This window comes from Oscillibacter hominis (genome assembly GCF_014334055.1).
Classification (GTDB): domain Bacteria; phylum Bacillota; class Clostridia; order Oscillospirales; family Oscillospiraceae; genus Oscillibacter; species Oscillibacter hominis.
In genome coordinates this window covers 2440783-2457049 of sequence record NZ_CP060490.1, presented here as the reverse complement: position 1 = coordinate 2457049, position 16267 = coordinate 2440783, and the positions used below count along the sequence as shown (strand labels likewise).

Sequence of the window (16267 nt, the reverse complement as noted above, 5' to 3'; positions counted from 1 at the left end):
GCGAACCAACCGGGCGGGAGCAAAAGCTCCCGCCCGGCTTTTTTTACAGCGGCGCGTCGATCTCCAGCGCCACGGGGCAGTGGTCGCTGCCGCCGATTTCGGCATAGATCTCCGCGGACTTCACCCGCTCCATCAGGCGCTGGGACACAAGAAAGTAGTCGATGCGCCAGCCTGCGTTCCGCTCCCTTGCCCGGAAGCGGTAGCTCCACCAGGAGTAGGCCACCCGGTCGGGCCACAGGGTGCGGAAGGTGTCCACAAACCCGGAGGAGAGCAGTTCCGTCATCTTGGCGCGCTCTTCGTCGGAAAAGCCGGCATTGCGGCGGTTGGCCGCCGGGTTTTTGATATCGATTTCCTGATGGGCCACATTCAAATCCCCGCAGTAGATGACCGGCTTTTCCCGGTCCAGCTCCATGAGGTACGAGCGCAGGTCGTCCTCCCACTGCATCCGGTAGTCCAGCCGCTTGAGCCCATCCTGGGAGTTGGGCGTGTAGCAGCACACCAGGTGGAACGAGGGGTACTCGGCCGTGAGGACGCGCCCTTCGTGGCGGTGGAGGTCCTCTCCAAAGTCCCGGGTGACGCGCAGGGGCTCGGTTTTGGTGAAGATGGCGGTACCGGAGTAGCCCTTTTTGTCGGCGCTGTTCCAGTAGCGGTGGTAGCCGGGCAGGTCGAACTCCGCCTGCCCCTCCTGCATCTTCGTCTCCTGGAGGCAGATCACATCCGGGTCCGACAGGGTGCAGAAGTCCAAAAAGCCCTTGCCCAGGCAGGCGCGCAGGCCGTTCACATTCCAGGAGATCAGTTTCATGCAGGTCCTCCCATAGCGTTTTCTTCATTTTACCCGAAAGCGGCTCAAAAAACAATAGTTCCTCCCTTGCCCAACGGGAAAAAGAAGAGTACACTATAGGGGAATTTGTACATTGGAAAGAGAAAGGGCGTTTTCATGGAACAATCCGGAATGCGGAACATGACGGAGGGCAGCCCGGCGCGGCATATCTTCTTCTTTGCCCTCCCCATGTTCCTGGGAAGCCTCCTCCAGCAGCTCTACAACATGGTGGACAGCTGGGTGGTGGGCAACTATGTGGGCGACGCCGCCCTGGCCGCGGTGGGCATCGGCTTCCCCGTGATCTTCATGTTCACCTCACTGTTCACCGGCATGGCCAACGGCGGCACGGTGGTCATCTCCCAGTTTTACGGCGCCGGGAAGATGGACCGGGTCCGGGACGCGGTGGACACGGTTTACACCACCTTTGTGGTGTCCGCCATACCGCTGACGCTGCTGGCCCTTGCGCTGGTCAAGCCGCTGCTGAGCCTTTTGCAGGTGGACCCGGCGGCCTACGATGAGGCGTGGCTCTACCTGATGATCGTCTGCGGCGGGCTGGTTGGCACCATCGGCTACAACACCAACGCCGGCATTTTGCAGGGCCTGGGCAACAGCCGCACGCCGCTGCTGTTTTTGGCCATCGCGGCGGTGATGAACATTGTGCTGGACCTGGCCCTTGTGCTGATCTTCCACTGGGGGGTCATGGGCGTGGCGGTGGCCACCATCTTCTCCCAGGCCTTCTCCTGGATCTTCGGCGTGCTCTACATCAACCGGGTCTATCCCCAGATCGGCATTCACCCCTTCTGCTTCCGGTTCGACCGGCAGCTCTTTGGGGATGTGATGCGCATCGGCCTGCCCGCCGGGGTCCAGATGGCCATGGTGTCCGTGGGCATGATGCTGGTGATGGGCAAGGTCAACACCTACGGCAAGGCATTCACCGCCGGGTACAACGTGGGCAATAAGCTGGACGCGGTGGCCTTTTTGCCGGTGCAGAGCCTGTCCAACGCCGTCACGGCCTACGTGGGCCAGAACATCGGCGCCGGCGCGTCCGAGGGCCGGGTCCATCAGGGCATCCGGGTCACGGTGGCCATGGGCGTGGGCTGGTGCCTGGCCATGCTGGCGCTGCTCATGCCCTTCCGCAATGAACTGGTGGGCTTCTTCTCCCCCAGCGCGGAGGTGGTCTCCGCCGGAGCCGTGTACCTCAAGTCCATCCTCCCCTTCTACCCCCTGTTCGCAGTGATGTTCTGCCTCAACAACGCCATGCGGGGCGCCGGTGAGAGCATGTTCCCCCTGATCTGCGTGGTGTTTTCCCTGATCCTGGTCCGGGTGCCGGCGGTGTACCTGCTGGCGGAACACGCGGGCCGGGAGATGATGTTCTACGGATTCGGCGTGGGCTGGGCCGTGGGCTTTGCGGTGTCTGTGATCTATTATTTTGCCGGCCGGTGGAAACGCCACGGCAGCCTTGCGTCTTAGGAGGGAAAAAGGATGGTCGTTTCGTTTCAGTATACCAAGGAGGAGTGGGTGCGCTGCCACCGCAGGTACCTCTTCCTCTCCAGGACCCTGACCCAGGTCGAGCTGTGGCTGGCGGCAGTGCTGAGCGTGATGTGCGCGGCGTATCTCGTGTATTTCGGCGCTGCCTGGAAGAGCGTGTCGCTGTGCATCCTGTGCGTGGCCGTGGTGGGCATGTTCGGGTTTTTATACTTCCGCCAGCCCTACCGGATTTACGAAAAGACCCCGGGCTTTGACCTGCCCCACGTCCTGGACTTCAACGAGGACGGGGTGGACTACCGGACCGAGGGCTATGTCACCTCCACGCCCTGGGAGAAATTCGTCACCTGGCTGGAGACGGACGAGGCCTTCTTCCTTGCGGAGAGCCGCTCCGTCTACACCATGATCCCCAAGCGGGTGCTGGAGGGCCGGGAGGCCGCGGCGCTTCGCAAGATGTTCAAGGAGCGCCTGCCCAAGAACCGGTTTCCCAAGGGCAGAAGATAACAGGAGGAGGGAGCGCACATGAGCAAAGCAGAGGAACTGGTCCGCCTGCTCACCGGGCGGTTCGACAATTCGGAGCAGTGCAGGCAAACGCCGGGCGTTCCCTTTGCCCGGCACGTAAACACCCCGTGCAACCACAAGATCGTCCACCTGCCGGAGGGCTTTTCGGGCGTCTTTGTGGTGGAGGAGAGCTACTACACGACGGAGGGGAAGACCCACGCCTCGCCTCACCTCTTCCTCTTTACGGAGGAGGCGGAGGGCGTGAAGCTCACCTCCTATGAGATTCCCGCCGGATACGGCAAGGATACGTTCACCTATGAGCAGATGGGCACCGTGGACTACGCGGAGCTGAAGCCGTCGGAGAAGTTCACCCCTGCCCTCTACACCTGCAACGGCGGCGTCTGGGAGGGCGGCAGCGTCAGCATGTTCTCCCCGGTGCTGAAGTTCACCCTCTGGGAGCGGTTTTCAGACCGGGAGCTGGAGGTGTCCGAGACCATGGAGGTCAACGGGAAGCGGACCTTCGGCTACGATCAGCCCATCCGCTACAAGCCTTCGAACTAAGGAAAAAGCAGGCCGCTGCATGCAGCGGCCTGCTTTTTTACTTGTCTTCCATCCGGCTCAGATAGTCCAGGGGGAAGGGCGGATTGGCCAGCGGCTGGACGGCAATGGACAGAAGGCGGAACGAGTTGTCGTCCGCCGCCACCCGGTTGGAGTGGAGCACGCCGCACCGGCGGCACCGGTGGATGATGGCCCACTCCCCGCCTCTGCGCACCCAGACGCAGATGGGGTCCATCACGCCGCCGCAGCGGGAGGCCCGGTCGCCCGGCGTCTCGTCCAGGTGGATGCTGCATAGGCAGTGGGGGCAGTGGTTGCGGTGCGCGGTTCCGGCGCCCGTGGGCGCCGCTGTGCCGCCGCAGACGCGGCAGACAAAGTGGTTTTCTGTGGTATTCAAGGGAATCCTCCTAAAAGATCGTTTGCTCCAAACGCATCTTCGGGAGGCTTGGCGGGAGCTTATCGCCTGCAAACCTCCCGGTTTGCGGCAAGCTCCGAACGAAAGCGGATGTTCATAAGGCGTCTCCTTCTTCTTTGGCCCGGCTGTGCGGGCCTAACGGTATAGTATCACAGGATTCCTTGCGGCGCAAGGTTATGAGCCAAAGAGCAATGAACTGCTGAAACGATTGTATGTCCTTGATATCACCAGGAGAAAGCAGGCATTGGAGCTCCTTGAAAGCATACTTTCCTCGCTTGAAAAAATATAGACGCCTCTGAGCTTGCGGCTCAGAGGCGTTTTGTATACAATGTGGAAAAAGGAGGTGCGGTATGATCCGGTACGACCGACTGTGGGCCACCATGAACAAGAAGGGAATCAGCCAGTATAAACTGGTGAAGGACTATGGCATTGATAAAGCACAGTTGCACCGATTGAGGAAGGACATGGTTGTGAAGACCGTTATTTTAGACCGTCTTTGTCAGATTTTAAGCTGTCAGGTCGAAGATATCATGGAATACGTCCCGGAAGAGAAAGAGTGAGGGCGGCTCCCGCCATTCCGCCATCCGGCGGAAAGCAAGTTGCAAAATTGGAAGCATTTGTGATATAATACATAGTTACCTGAGTCATTACCGGCGCTCTTCCATTCGGAGCGCCGTGAAAAAGGAGAAGCGCATGGAAGAGAAAAAAACATTCTATATCACCACCCCCATTTACTACCCGTCGGACAAGCTTCACATCGGCCACACCTACTGCACCGTGGCCACCGATGCCATGGCCCGCTACAAGCGGCTCCAGGGCTATGACGTGATGTTCCTCACCGGCACCGACGAGCACGGCCAGAAGATCGAGGACCGGGCCAAGGCCGCCGGCGTCACGCCCAAGGAGTTTGTGGACGCAATCGTGGAGGGCAGCGGCGGCGTGCTGGACCTGTGGAAGCTGATGAACATCTCCAACGACCGCTTCATCCGCACCACCGACAGCTACCACGTGTCCGCCATCCAGAAGATTTTCAAGAAGATGTACGACAACGGCGACATCTACAAGGGCAAGTACGTGGGCAAATACTGCAAGCCCTGCGAGTCCTTCTGGACCGAGTCCCAGCTGGTGGACGGCAAGTGCCCCGACTGCGGCCGGGAGGTGGTGGACGCCGAGGAGGAGGCCTACTTCTTCCGCCTGTCCAAGTACGCCGGCCGGGTCCGTGACCTGCTGGAGAACACCGACTTCCTTCAGCCCCACAGCCGCGTCAACGAGATGGTGAAGAACTTCATCGACCCCGGACTGGAGGACCTGTGCGTCTCCCGCACCAGCTTCACCTGGGGCATTCCCGTGGACTTTGACCCGGGCCACGTGGTCTACGTGTGGGTGGACGCCCTGTTCAACTACACCACCGCCCTGGGCTTTTTGAACGATGCGTACCACGATTACGACAAGTACTGGCCCGCGGACGTCCACTTTGTGGGCAAGGAGATCGTCCGCTTCCACTCCATCATCTGGCCCGCCATGCTCATGAGCATGGGCATGCCGCTTCCAAAGCACGTCTACGGCCACGGGTGGCTCCTGCTGGAGGGCGGAAAGATGAGCAAGTCCAAGGGCAACGTGGTGGACCCCTATATGCTGGCACAGCGCTACGGCGTGGACGCGCTGCGCTATTTCCTGCTGCGCTCGTTCCCCTTTGGCTCCGACGGAACCTTCTCCAACGAACTGCTGATCTCCACCATCAACACGGACCTGGCCAATGACCTGGGCAATCTGGTCTCCCGCACCACCGCCATGGTGGAAAAGTACTTTGCTGGGAACCTGCCCACCGAACACAAGATGGAGCCCATGGACCACGAGCTGATGGAGATGGCCGGGTCCCTCCGCCAGCGCTACGAGGAGCAGATGGAGAAGTTTGCCTTCCAGTCCGCCCTCAGCGAGGTGTTCTCCGTGGTGGCCCGGGCCAATAAGTATATTGATGAGACCGCGCCCTGGGTGTTGGCCAAGGACGAGGACAACAACCCCCGCCTGGCCATGGTCATGTACAATCTGCTGGAGACCATCCGCATCTGCGCCGTGCTGCTGACTCCCTTCATGCCGGAGTCCATGGCCAAGGTCTTTGAGCAGATCGGCGCCGGTGAGAGGCTGACCACCTGGCAGTCCGCCGGAAGCTGGGGCAAGCTGCCCAAGGACGCCTCCGTCCGCAAGGGCGAGGCCCTGTTCCCCCGCATCGACATGGAAAAGGAGCTGAAGGCATTGGAAGAACTGGAAGAGCAGAAAAAAGCGGAGGCGGAGGCCGCCTCCAAGCCCGCACTGGAGATTGAGCCCCTTGCCGGGGAGAACGTGGACTTTGACACCTTCTGCAAAAGCGATTTCCGGGCGGTGAAGGTGAAGGCCTGCGAGGCGGTGCCCAAGTCCTCCAAGCTGCTGCGCTTTACCTTAGACGACGGCACCGGCACGGACCGCCAGATCCTCTCCGGCATCCACAAGTGGTATGAGCCGGAGCAGCTGGTGGGCAAGACGCTGGTGGCCATCGTAAACCTGCCGCCCCGCAAGATGATGGGCCTGGAGTCCTGCGGCATGCTGCTCTCCGCCGTCCACACCGAGCATGGGGAGGAGTGTCTGAACCTGATGATCGTGGACGACAAAATCCCCGCCGGAGCAAAGCTCTGCTGAAAAGAGAAAAAGAGAAGAGAATATAAAAAAGGAAGGGTTTTATCATGAAACAGCGTATTGTACTCACCTTGCTTGCATTGTCCCTTGCCATCTCCCTTGCCGGCTGCGGCGGCTCCGGTTCTTCCGGGAGCGCTGGCTCCGCCGGCAGCGCGGGCTCCTCGGGGAACGGCACCCAGGTGGACCTGCGGGACGGCGTGGAGTATGAAGAGGGCGGCGCCAGTGGGTATCTGGGCGATGTGATGCACACCGCGTTTATGAACTTTGCCATTACCGACGCCTACACCTGCCCCACCTATGGCAGCTACACCCCCGCCGAGGGCAACAAGGTGCTGGTGGTCTCCGTCTCCATTTTGAACACCGGCGTCTCCAGCCTGCCCATGTTTGACACCGACTTCCAGATCCAGTGGGGCAGCGAGAACGAAGAGGATTACGGCTGGCCCATCACCACGGACGAGGAGCCCTGGGAGCATCAGCCCCAGGCCGCTGAGGCCCTGGACGATAACCAGCTGCCCGGTGAGTACGAGATCGGCATCAACAAAGAACGCAGCGGCCTTCTGTTCTTTGAGGTGCCCGCAGACAGCAAGGACTACTCCATCAGCTTTGAGGAGTATTTCGAGGACGAGACGGTGGGAGACCTGTATTTCGTGTATTTCACCGCTGGGGAAAAAGCCTGATCGGATCAGCGGTCAAAAAAAGAGCGGTTGGTTGGGGCCAGCCGCTCTTTTTGCGCCTTGCGCCGCCAAGGGATTTGGATTATACTGATCCAAACAAGTGCGCGATGAGTATGCCGCGCCGTGAAAGAGGAGGAATGCCGCCTGTTTGATTCACATGCACACTATGACGACGAAGCCTTTGACGAGGACCGGGACCAGGTGCTGTCCGGCCTGGCGGGCCGGGGCGTCACCCATGTGGTGAACCCGGGCTGCACCGTATCGTCCTCCCGGGCGGCGGCCGCATTGGCGGAGCGCTACGGCCACGTCTATGCCGCTGCGGGCATCCACCCGGAAAACTGCGCCGGGGCCGGAGAGGAGGACTTTGAACAGATCCGTGCCCTGCTCCGCCATCCCAAGGTGGTGGCGGTGGGCGAGATCGGGCTGGACTACTACTGGAAGGAAAACCCGCCCCGGGAGTTCCAGCGCCAGGTGTTCCGCCGCCAGCTGGCCCTGGCCGAGGAGGCGGGGCTGCCGGTGATCGTCCACGACCGGGACGCCCACGGCGACGCGCTGGCCATTGTCCGGGAGTTTCCCAGAGTGCGGGGCGTGTTTCACTGCTACTCCGGAAGCCTGGAGGACGCCAGGGAGCTGGTGAAGGCAGGGTGGTACCTGGGCTTCAACGGGGCCATCACCTTCCAAAACGCCCGCAAGGCGCCGGAGGTGGTGACCTGGGCGCCGCTGGAGCGCATCCTCATCGAGACGGACTGTCCCTACCTGACGCCGGTGCCCTTCCGGGGCAGGCGGAACGACTCCGGGTACCTCCCCTATGTGGCGGAGAAAATTGCCGGGTGGAAGGGCCTTACCGTGGAAGCGGTGGAGGAGGCCACCACGCGCAATGCAAAAAAATTCTATGGAATCGAGTGAGTTGAGATGAAAAAAGCAATGACCATCACCTATGAGTACGAGGGCGCGCTGTATGTCAACCTGACCAACCGGTGCGACTGCGCCTGCGTCTTCTGCCTGCGCCACAACGGCCACGACGGCAGCATCTACGCCGATGACCTGTGGCTGGAGCACGAGCCCAGCCGGGAGGAGGCCCTTGAGAGCTTCTTCACCTGGGGCGACCTGACCAAATACCGGGAAATCGTCTTCTGCGGATTCGGCGAGCCCAGCTACCGCATGGATGACATCTGCTGGCTCATCGACCAGCTGCACGCAAAGGTGCCGGGCCTGCCCCCCACCCGCATCAACACCAACGGTCACGCCAATTTGATCAACGGCCGCGACGTGACGCCGGACCTCCACGGCCGCATGGACACGGTCTCCATCTCCCTCAACGGGGCCGACGAGGAGGAGTATCTGGCCGTCACCCGGCCCCAGAGCGGGAAGGCGGGCTGGGACGCCATGCTGGACTTCACCCGGAAGGCCGCGGCCCAGGTGCCCCACGTGGTCATGACCATCGTGGACAAGGACAAGACGCCGGAGGACATCGAGAAGTGCCGGGCACTGGCTGAGTCCCTGGGCGCCACGCTGCGGGTCCGGGCCTACATCCCCGATTGATCGTGCACGTGGGTGCAGAAGCCCTTTGCTGCATGGAAAAAAGGACTGCGGAATGACCGCAGTCCTTTTTTTCTACTGGTTCAAAAACTCCTCTGGATCGATGGGGACGCCTTCCCGGGTGACGCCGAAATGGAGGTGCGCTCCCGCCTCGGCGATGGCGCTCTCGCCCACACAGCCGATGACCTGGCCGGTGGTCACGCTGTCTCCGGCGCTGACGGTGGGCTGGCCCTGGAGGCAGGCGTAGATGGTCTGATAACCGCCACTGTGGGAGAGGACCACAGTGGTGCCCAACAGGGGATCATCGTAGACGGAATCCACCGTGCCTGCGGTGGCGGCCATCACCTGGGTGCCCTTGTCCGCCTCGATGTCCATGCCGTTGTGGGTGCGCCAGTCCTCCATGGTTTTATCATACTGAAGGTCCTCCATGGAGAAGGCTGCCACAGTCTCGCCGGAGACAGGCTTCACCGTCAGCCTGGGCTGCTCCGCGGGGATATCCACCTCCGGCATCTGCGCCACAGTGACCACGTCCGGTTCCTCCACCGGGTCGGGGGGCGGCGCCTCCTGGCCAGACGGTTCCAGGTCCACCGGCTCCGGATCGTTGACCTCTACCGGCTCCGGATGGCCCACCGGTTCCACCGGCTCTTCGCTGTTTCCGGAAAACAGGACAAAATAGCCCGCCACACCAACTGCGGCCACGCACAGGAGCAGGGCTATGTAAAAGCCCGCTCCGCCAAACACGGATTTTACGCTGCGTTTTCCCATAGTGTTCTCCTTTCGTTGTTCTTCCGTCAGTATGGCCCGGGGGAGGGAAATTTATACAATCCCCAAAAATTTTTCTGTTCTGTAGATGGGACAGGCCGCATAGGCTTCCCTCAGAGGTGATCCCATGAACAGCAGAAGACCGAAGAACACGCAGCGTATCCGAAGAATCCTGGCCATCGGGGCGTGCGCCGTCACGCTCTGGACCGCGGCGGTCACGGCCAACAGCGAATCCCTTTTGGGCGCGGTCACCGCCCTGCGCACCCAGGGGCCGGTGCAGGCGCTGCGGTGGGAGTTAGGGGACTTTTTCACCCTGAGCGACCTCTCCCCCGCAACGGTTCTGGCCATTGCCGAGTCGCCGCTGCTCCTCTCCGCCCGGGAGCAGATCCTCCGCCGCCAGGAGAGCGACTTAAGTGAGCAGTCCCAGCCCTCCGACACGGACACCGAGCCGGTGGCAGAGGAACCCGTAGAGCCGGAGACGCCGCCGGGCGTGGACAACGGCATCCCCGCCCGCACCCTGATCCCCTCCTCGCCGGCAGGCTACACGGTGGTGGGCGGCGTGTACATCAGCAACTCCACCGACCACGTCCTGGACACGGCGGCCCTGGGCAGCGGGACCTTTGACGCATCCCTCACCGACGAAGAGCCCCAGATCCTGATCCTGCATACCCACGGCAGCGAAGCTTACACCCTGCCCCCCGGGCAGAGCTACGAGCCCTCCGGAAACCACCGCACCACCGACACCAAGTACAATGTGGTGCGGGTGGGGGATGAGATGGCCGACGTATTCGCCGAGGCGGGCATTTCCGTGCTTCACGACCGGACGCTGTACGACTACCCGGAGTACTCCGGCGCCTATGGACGGGCGCTGACGGCCATTGACGCCTACATGGCCCAGTATCCCTCCATCCGCTTCATATTGGATGTGCACCGGGACGCCATCGAAGACAGCGACGGCAACCAGTACAAGGTGGTGTCGGTGGTGGACAACGTGGGTACGGCGGCCCAGGTGTCCATCGTGATGGGCAGCGACGGCTCAGGCCTTCCCCACGACCGCTGGATGGAAAACCTGAAGCTCGCGGTGGCGGTGCAGCAGAACATCGTCAACGCGTATCCCACGCTGATGCGCCCTGTGGTGCTGCGCAACTCCCGCTACAACCAGCACGTCACCACCGGCTCCATGCTGGTGGAGATGGGCGCCGCCGGCAACTCCCTGGATGAGGCGCTTTTGGCCGCGCGGCTCTTTACGGAGCAGTTTATCCAGGTGCTGGAGGCCAAAAACAAGTGACGCGGCATCGCGCAGGCCGCAAAATTTATCATTTTTGCAAGCTGTCCGGCTCCGGCAGAGTTTTCTTGCGGAATTGTCCGCCGTTTATTTACTATTGGGCAAAGAGTGTGTATAATGAATGCAAGAACACTTGCGAAAGCTGCGCGCAGATTCCTCCGGATCCGCCGCAAACTTGAAAGGAGTATGGAAATGACGACACTGACCACCCGGGAGGCGCTGGAGCGCGCCAAGGACCTTCTGCGCCAGAGCAGGATGTATGACCACATCATTGACCTGATGAAGTGGGACAGGATTACATACATGCCCAGCACTGGCCGGGCCTACCGAGCGAATACCAGCGTGTATTTTTCCGACAAGCGGGTTGAGCTGTTTTCCACAAAGGAGTGCCATGAACTGGCGGATAAATTCCGCTCCCTGGATGCCTCCGACTATGAGACAGACTTGGAGCGGGCCGTCGCCCGCCGGTTCCTCTTCAACTTCAACAACGCCAACGGCACCCCGGCGGAGCTGCAGTCGGAGATCACACGGGTGCAGTTTGAAAACGACGCAGCCTGGCTGGAGGCCCGCCGCCAGAACGATTACTCCATCTGGAAGCCGGTGCTGAAGAAATATTTTGATCTCAAGTACAAGGCCGCGCAGATCGCCGACCCCAACAAGCACCCCCTCCAGGTCCTGATGAACTTCTATGACGAGGACCTGACCGTGGACGAGTGCAGCCGCCTTTTAGGAGAGCTGAAGACGGAAATGAGCAAGCTTATGTTCAAGGTGCTCCCCGCCTCCCGCGACGTGGACGACTCCATCCTCAACATCTTCTATCACCGGGAAAAGGACATCGACGAACTCAGCGCCTACGCCTGCCACCGCTTCGGCTACACCGCCGACAAGGCCTCCTTCGCCAAGGTGGTGCACGGCTGGTCCGCCATGCTCAGCCCCCGGGACTCCCGGGTGACCGTCAGCAAGTCCGACACGGGCATCGACAATTTCTTCACCTACATCCATGAGATGGGCCACTCCCTCTACAGCCTGGGTTCCAACGACGAGGTGGTGGAGGCCGGCGTCTGGGGCGGCATGAAGGGCAGCGCCCACGAGTCCCAGTCCCGCTTCTATGAAAACATCATCGGCCGCTCCCCCGAGTACTGGGAGTTCTTCTTCCCCTTCTTCCAGGAGCGCTTCCCGGAGCTGCGCAGCTGGAATGCCAAGGATTTCTTCAAGACCCTCATTAAGGTCAATCCCCAGTTCAAGCGCACCAGCGCCGACGAGCTGACCTACAACCTCCACCCCGTTATCCGCTTTGAGCTGGAGCGTGACCTCTTCGAGGGCAAGCTGAGCTTCGACCGCCTGAGCGAGGCCTGGAACGACAAGTATGAGGAGTCCCTGGGCATCCGTCCCACCAACGACCTGGAGGGCTGCCTCCAGGATATCCACTGGACCGAGGACTTCGGCAAGTTCCAGTCCTACGCCATGGGCAATATCTTTGACGGCCAGCTGCTCCAGGGCGTGCTGCGGGACATCCCCGACTTCCATGCCCAGGTGGCCAGCGGCCGGTTCGAGGACATCCACAACTGGATGCACGACAAGGTCCACCAGTTCGGCTTCACCTATCCCACCATGGCGGTGATGGAGCGGGCCTCCGGCGAGAAGATCACCAGCAAGTACTACATCGACTACATGAAGAACAAGTACTATTCCATCTACGGCCTCACGGATTAAGCAATGAAAGCGCCCGCCCACTCCAAAGGAGTGGGCGGGCGCTTTGCAAAGCAAAAGGGGCGGTCGGTTTCCAGGGAAGAGTGAAAAAAGAGTCACTCTTCCGGCCGGGGTAAAAAAAGAAGAGGGAGCCGATGCCCTCTTCTTTTTCTGCTACTTTTTCAGTTCGCCGGTGGCCTGGGCGGTCAGGTAGGCGTTGATGAAGCCGTCGATGTCGCCGTCCATCACCGCGTTGATGTTGCCCATCTCATAGCCCGTGCGGGTGTCCTTGGCCAAGGTGTAGGGCATGAACACATAGGAACGGATCTGGCTGCCCCACTCGATCTTCATCTGCACGCCCTTGATGTCGGAGATCTTCTCCGCGTGCTGCTGGGCCTTGAGCTCCATCAGCTTGGCGCGGAGCATTTTCATGCAGTTGTCCCGGTTCTGGAACTGGCTGCGCTCCGTCTGGCAGGCCACCACCACGCCGGTGGGGATGTGGATCAGCCGCACGGCGGAGGAGGTCTTGTTCACGTGCTGGCCGCCTGCGCCGGAGGAGCGGAAGACCTGCATCTCAATTTCCTCGGGCCGGATTTCAATGGTGTTGTCATCGGGGATTTCCGGCATGACCTCCACCGCGGAAAAGGAGGTCTGGCGGCGGGAGTTGGCGTCGAACGGGGACACGCGGACCAGCCGGTGGACGCCGTTTTCGCTCTTCAAAAAGCCGTAGGCATTCTCCCCCTCGATGGAGATGGTGGCGGACTTGATGCCCGCCTCGTCCCCGGCCTCGTAGTCCAGCGTCTGGTAGGAGAAGCCGTGGCGCTCGGCCCAGCGGGTGTACATGCGGTAGAGCATCTCCGTCCAGTCCTGGGCCTCGGTGCCGCCCGCGCCCGCGTGAAGGGTCAAGATGGCGTTGTTGGAGTCGTATTCGCCGGAGAGCAGCGTCTCCAGCCGGGCTTCCTCTACCTTGGTCTCCAGCTTGGCGTAGCCGTCGGTCAGCTCGGGAAGAAGGGACTCGTCGTCCTCCTCCAAAGCCATTTCCACCAGGGTTTTCAAGTCCTCCCACTCGCCGATGAGCTTTTCCTGGCGCCCCACTTTGTTCTTGAGCTGCTTGAGCCGCTGCTGCACCTTTTGGGAGCGCTCCAGGTCGTTCCAGAAGCCGTCCTGGGCCGTCTCCTCCTCCAGTCTGGCGATCTCGGCGCGGGCGCCGTCCAGATCCAGCGCCGCGGACAGGTCAGTGATGACCGGGCCCAAAGCGGTGAGTTTTTGTTTATATTCGTCGTATTCGATCATAGTTGATTTCTCCGTTTATCAGAATCGTTCGCAAATTTAAATTATATCGGACTAATGCGGCCTTGTAAAGCAAATTTACGAACTTTTTAGAAAAAATCCATTTACTGGGCCGCGTCCATTCCGTCCAGCTCCCGCAGAAATCCGCGCATCATGACGGCGGCAATGACCGCCGACAGCACGTCGGACACCGGCTGGGCCAGCTGCACGCCCAACATTCCCCAAAATGCGGGGAAAATCAAAACCGCGGGGATGAAGAAAATCCCCTGCCGGGACATGGCCAGGAACGTGGCCGGGACAGTGCGGTTGACCACCTGGAGCACCATGTTCCCCATCACCACCCAGCTGTTGACGCACAGTGTCAAACACTGGAGCCGCAGGGCCGTGGTACCGTAGGCCACCACGGTGGGATCGTCCCGGAACACCCCGATGACCGTGGGGGCAAAGAAGAGGCCAACGGCCGCAATGGCCAGCAGAAACCCAAGGGAGGTTTTCACGCAGAACCAGTAGGACTCCTTCACCCGGCGGTAGAGCCTGGCGCCGAAGTTGAAGCCGCACACCGGCTGGAGGCCCTGGCCGAAGCCGATGAGGGCGGAGTTGGCGAACTGCATCACCCGGGCCACCACGCCCATTGCGGCGATGGCCGCGTCGCCGTAGGGGCCGGCCCCCCAGTTGAGACACACGGTGGAGAGCCCTCCCAGCCCCTGCCGGGCCAGGGAGGGAAGCCCGCCCCGGATGATCTCCTTGAGGTAAAAGGGCGTCAGCTTGACATTGCGGAGGGAAATGCGCAGGTTGCCGCCCCGGGAGCACTGGAACAGCAGCACAAGGAAGCTGACCAGCTGGCTGATGATGGTGGCCAGCGCCGCGCCGGACACGCCCATATCCAGAGTAAAAATGAGCAGTGGGTCCAGCAGGATGTTCAGCACCGCTCCTGCGGTGATGCCCACCATGCCGTAAATCGCGCTGCCCTGGAAGCGCAGGAGGTTGTTGAGCACCAGGGAGGCGCACATGTGGGGCGCGCCGATGAGGATGATGCGCATGTAGCTCATGGCATAGGGCAATATGGTGTCTGTGGAGCCCAACAAAACCGCAAGGGGCCGCAGGAACAAAAGGCCGGCCGTCAGGATGACGGCACCCAGGGCCAAAGCGCACACAAAGCCGTTGGCCGCCATGCGGGAGGCCTCCTCAATGTTCTGCTTCCCCATTTCCCGGGAGACATAGTTGCCGGAGCCGTGGCCGCAGAAAAACCCCACCGCCTGGATGATGCTCATGATGGAGAACACCACGCCGACGGCGCCTGTGGCGCTGTTGCTGTTGAGCATGCCCACAAAAAAAGTGTCCGCCATGTTGTAAAAGGAGGTGACCAGCATGCTGATGATGCAGGGCGCCGCCATGGAGCAGACCAGGGTGGGGATTGGCGTCTGGGTCATGCGTATGAATTTTGCCTCCTGCTTCTCGTCCATAAAAGCCTCCTTCGCCAGCGCAGGGAATCAGATCAGCCCCAGGTGGGTCAGCGTAACCGCCCCCACGAAAATGGACAGGCAGGAAACGCAGGTGGTGGTCACGATCAGGGAGCTGGCCAGTTTGTCGTCGGCACCCATCATCCGGCTCATGGCAAAGGCGGACACGGCCATGGGCGTGCAGAACATGCACATGATGACGCCCAACTGATAGCCCCGGAACCCCAGTGCCGCAGCAAGGGCCGTCATCACGGCGGGGATCACCGCCTGACGCAGCAGGTTGCCCAGGGCCACCTGCCCCAGGTACTTGCGGGCATAGGTGAAGTCGAACTTACCGCCCAGGGCGATGAGGGCGAAGGGCGTGGCGATCTTCCCCAAGTCGTTGAACGCCGTGTCGATGGCCGTGGGGAAATGCAGGCCAAGGAAGTTGCACAAAAGGCCCAGCAGCGGCCCGATGAGCAGGGGGTTTTTGAACACCCGGGGCAGGGTCTTGAGCAGCGGCGTCCGGCTGCCGCCCTCCTGGCTCACAAAGTACTCCAGCGCCACCGCCGCCAGGAAGTTGTAGAGCGGCACCAAAAACCCGGCCAGAATGGCCGTCAGCGAAGAGCACTCCTCCCCCAGCAGGCGGACGCAGACAGACATGCCGTAGATGACGAAATTGCCCCGGTACATGGCCTGAATCCAGACCGGCCGGCGGCGGTTGTCCGGCTCAAAGCGGGGGACCAGGAAAAAAGCGGCAAGGAACACTGCCGCCGTGGCGCTCAGGCCGAATACGATGGCCTCCGTGTCGCCGGAGGAAAACTGGCTGGACCGGCTGGAGTTGAAAAGGCTGACCGGCAGCAGGATCTGAAAGCACAGCTGGTTGGCCTTGTTGAAAAACTCCGCCGATAGATACCCGGTCCGCTTGAGCACATATCCAAGCGCGATCAGCAGGACCATTGGCAAAACGGCGTTCAGCGCCAGGGTAAAAGCGTTCATGATGCCCTCCGTCCCCCGGGCCGCGGAGGTCCGGAACTAAGTATTCCCAGTATAGCACGATTTTTCTTGCTTGACAAAGGGAAGCGGAAGAAAATGACGGAGTTTTGCAAGACCGGACAGCAAAAACTATGGAAACAGGCAAAA

Annotated in this window: 16 protein-coding genes; 10 read left to right on the top strand and 6 right to left on the bottom strand. The window is 61.1% G+C overall.

What is annotated here, in order from left to right:
* Positions 1-43: 43 nt before the first annotated feature.
* A complete protein-coding gene (locus H8790_RS12090; protein ID WP_187332763.1) occupies positions 44-802 on the bottom strand; it encodes an exodeoxyribonuclease III in 759 nt (252 codons plus the stop codon).
* 135 nt (positions 803-937) lie between these two features.
* Between H8790_RS12090 and H8790_RS12085 the strand changes: the two genes are divergently transcribed.
* The 3 genes from H8790_RS12085 to H8790_RS12075 are packed head-to-tail and all read left to right on the top strand — an operon-like array spanning position 938 to position 3367.
* Positions 938-2290, top strand: a complete 1353-nt coding sequence (locus H8790_RS12085) for an MATE family efflux transporter (protein ID WP_187332762.1) — start codon at positions 938-940, stop codon at positions 2288-2290.
* A 12-nt stretch (positions 2291-2302) separates the two neighbouring features.
* Positions 2303-2809 carry a YcxB family protein gene (locus H8790_RS12080; protein WP_187332761.1) on the top strand — a complete coding sequence of 169 codons (507 nt, stop codon included), beginning with the start codon at positions 2303-2305 and terminating at the stop codon, positions 2807-2809.
* Positions 2810-2827: 18 nt separating this feature from the next.
* On the top strand, positions 2828-3367 hold the full coding sequence (locus H8790_RS12075; RefSeq protein ID WP_187332760.1) for a hypothetical protein: 540 nt from the start codon (positions 2828-2830) through the stop codon (positions 3365-3367).
* Between the two features lie 37 nt (positions 3368-3404).
* On the opposite strand, the gene H8790_RS12070 is transcribed toward H8790_RS12075, so the two are convergent.
* Entirely contained in the window at positions 3405-3758 is a 354-nt protein-coding gene (locus tag H8790_RS12070) for an RNHCP domain-containing protein (protein WP_243208505.1), read from the bottom strand.
* A 368-nt stretch (positions 3759-4126) separates the two neighbouring features.
* On the opposite strand from H8790_RS12070, the gene H8790_RS12065 reads away from it, so the two are divergent.
* The 5 genes from H8790_RS12065 to H8790_RS12045 all read left to right on the top strand — a co-directional run bounded on the left by H8790_RS12065 (position 4127) and on the right by H8790_RS12045 (position 8662).
* A complete protein-coding gene (locus H8790_RS12065) occupies positions 4127-4336 on the top strand; it encodes a helix-turn-helix domain-containing protein (RefSeq protein WP_187332759.1) in 210 nt (69 codons plus the stop codon).
* Positions 4337-4469: 133 nt separating this feature from the next.
* A complete protein-coding gene (metG, locus tag H8790_RS12060; protein WP_187332758.1) occupies positions 4470-6449 on the top strand; it encodes a methionine--tRNA ligase in 1980 nt (659 codons plus the stop codon).
* A gap of 44 nt (positions 6450-6493) precedes the next feature.
* Positions 6494-7123, top strand: a complete 630-nt coding sequence (locus H8790_RS12055) for a DUF4352 domain-containing protein (protein ID WP_187332757.1) — start codon at positions 6494-6496, stop codon at positions 7121-7123.
* Between the two features lie 120 nt (positions 7124-7243).
* Positions 7244-8026 carry a TatD family hydrolase gene (locus tag H8790_RS12050; RefSeq protein ID WP_243208504.1) on the top strand — a complete coding sequence of 261 codons (783 nt, stop codon included), beginning with the start codon at positions 7244-7246 and terminating at the stop codon, positions 8024-8026.
* Between the two features lie 6 nt (positions 8027-8032).
* Complete coding sequence (locus tag H8790_RS12045; RefSeq protein ID WP_187332756.1) at positions 8033-8662, top strand: TatD family nuclease-associated radical SAM protein; 630 nt, start codon at positions 8033-8035, stop codon at positions 8660-8662.
* 72 nt (positions 8663-8734) lie between these two features.
* Here the strand turns inward: H8790_RS12045 and H8790_RS12040 are convergent, their stop codons facing one another.
* Entirely contained in the window at positions 8735-9424 is a 690-nt protein-coding gene (locus tag H8790_RS12040; protein ID WP_187332755.1) for a M23 family metallopeptidase, read from the bottom strand.
* Between the two features lie 124 nt (positions 9425-9548).
* Here H8790_RS12040 and spoIIP point away from each other — a divergent pair, with 124 nt between their 5' ends.
* Positions 9549-10709, top strand: a complete 1161-nt coding sequence (gene spoIIP, locus H8790_RS12035; RefSeq protein ID WP_187332754.1) for a stage II sporulation protein P — start codon at positions 9549-9551, stop codon at positions 10707-10709.
* 189 nt (positions 10710-10898) lie between these two features.
* The gene (locus H8790_RS12030; RefSeq protein WP_187332753.1) at positions 10899-12419 is read left to right on the top strand and encodes a gluzincin family metallopeptidase; all 1521 of its coding nucleotides are present in this window, start codon (positions 10899-10901) and stop codon (positions 12417-12419) included.
* A 150-nt stretch (positions 12420-12569) separates the two neighbouring features.
* On the opposite strand, the gene prfB is transcribed toward H8790_RS12030, so the two are convergent.
* The 3 genes from prfB to H8790_RS12015 form a co-directional block, all read right to left on the bottom strand.
* The gene (gene prfB, locus H8790_RS12025) at positions 12570-13688 is read right to left on the bottom strand and encodes a peptide chain release factor 2 (RefSeq protein WP_187332752.1); all 1119 of its coding nucleotides are present in this window, start codon (positions 13686-13688) and stop codon (positions 12570-12572) included.
* Positions 13689-13789: 101 nt separating this feature from the next.
* Positions 13790-15148 (bottom strand): MATE family efflux transporter, encoded by a 1359-nt coding sequence (locus tag H8790_RS12020; protein WP_187332751.1) that lies wholly within the window; start codon positions 15146-15148, stop codon positions 13790-13792.
* A gap of 27 nt (positions 15149-15175) precedes the next feature.
* On the bottom strand, positions 15176-16123 hold the full coding sequence (locus tag H8790_RS12015) for an AEC family transporter (RefSeq protein WP_187332750.1): 948 nt from the start codon (positions 16121-16123) through the stop codon (positions 15176-15178).
* Positions 16124-16267: the final 144 nt, after the last annotated feature.

Excerpts from the sequence above, each read along its gene's own strand:
- H8790_RS12090 (WP_187332763.1), bottom strand. The coding sequence starts at position 802 with ATGAAACTGATCTCCTGGAATGTGAACGGCCTGCGCGCCTGCCTGGGC.
- H8790_RS12085 (WP_187332762.1), top strand. The coding sequence starts at position 938 with ATGGAACAATCCGGAATGCGGAACATGACGGAGGGCAGCCCGGCGCGG.
- H8790_RS12080 (WP_187332761.1), top strand. The coding sequence starts at position 2,303 with ATGGTCGTTTCGTTTCAGTATACCAAGGAGGAGTGGGTGCGCTGCCAC.
- H8790_RS12075 (WP_187332760.1), top strand. The coding sequence starts at position 2,828 with ATGAGCAAAGCAGAGGAACTGGTCCGCCTGCTCACCGGGCGGTTCGAC.
- H8790_RS12065 (WP_187332759.1), top strand. The coding sequence starts at position 4,127 with ATGATCCGGTACGACCGACTGTGGGCCACCATGAACAAGAAGGGAATC.
- metG (WP_187332758.1), top strand. The coding sequence starts at position 4,470 with ATGGAAGAGAAAAAAACATTCTATATCACCACCCCCATTTACTACCCG.
- H8790_RS12055 (WP_187332757.1), top strand. The coding sequence starts at position 6,494 with ATGAAACAGCGTATTGTACTCACCTTGCTTGCATTGTCCCTTGCCATC.
- H8790_RS12045 (WP_187332756.1), top strand. The coding sequence starts at position 8,033 with ATGAAAAAAGCAATGACCATCACCTATGAGTACGAGGGCGCGCTGTAT.
- H8790_RS12040 (WP_187332755.1), bottom strand. The coding sequence starts at position 9,424 with ATGGGAAAACGCAGCGTAAAATCCGTGTTTGGCGGAGCGGGCTTTTAC.
- spoIIP (WP_187332754.1), top strand. The coding sequence starts at position 9,549 with ATGAACAGCAGAAGACCGAAGAACACGCAGCGTATCCGAAGAATCCTG.
- H8790_RS12030 (WP_187332753.1), top strand. The coding sequence starts at position 10,899 with ATGACGACACTGACCACCCGGGAGGCGCTGGAGCGCGCCAAGGACCTT.
- prfB (WP_187332752.1), bottom strand. The coding sequence starts at position 13,688 with ATGATCGAATACGACGAATATAAACAAAAACTCACCGCTTTGGGCCCG.
- H8790_RS12020 (WP_187332751.1), bottom strand. The coding sequence starts at position 15,148 with ATGGACGAGAAGCAGGAGGCAAAATTCATACGCATGACCCAGACGCCA.
- H8790_RS12015 (WP_187332750.1), bottom strand. The coding sequence starts at position 16,123 with ATGAACGCTTTTACCCTGGCGCTGAACGCCGTTTTGCCAATGGTCCTG.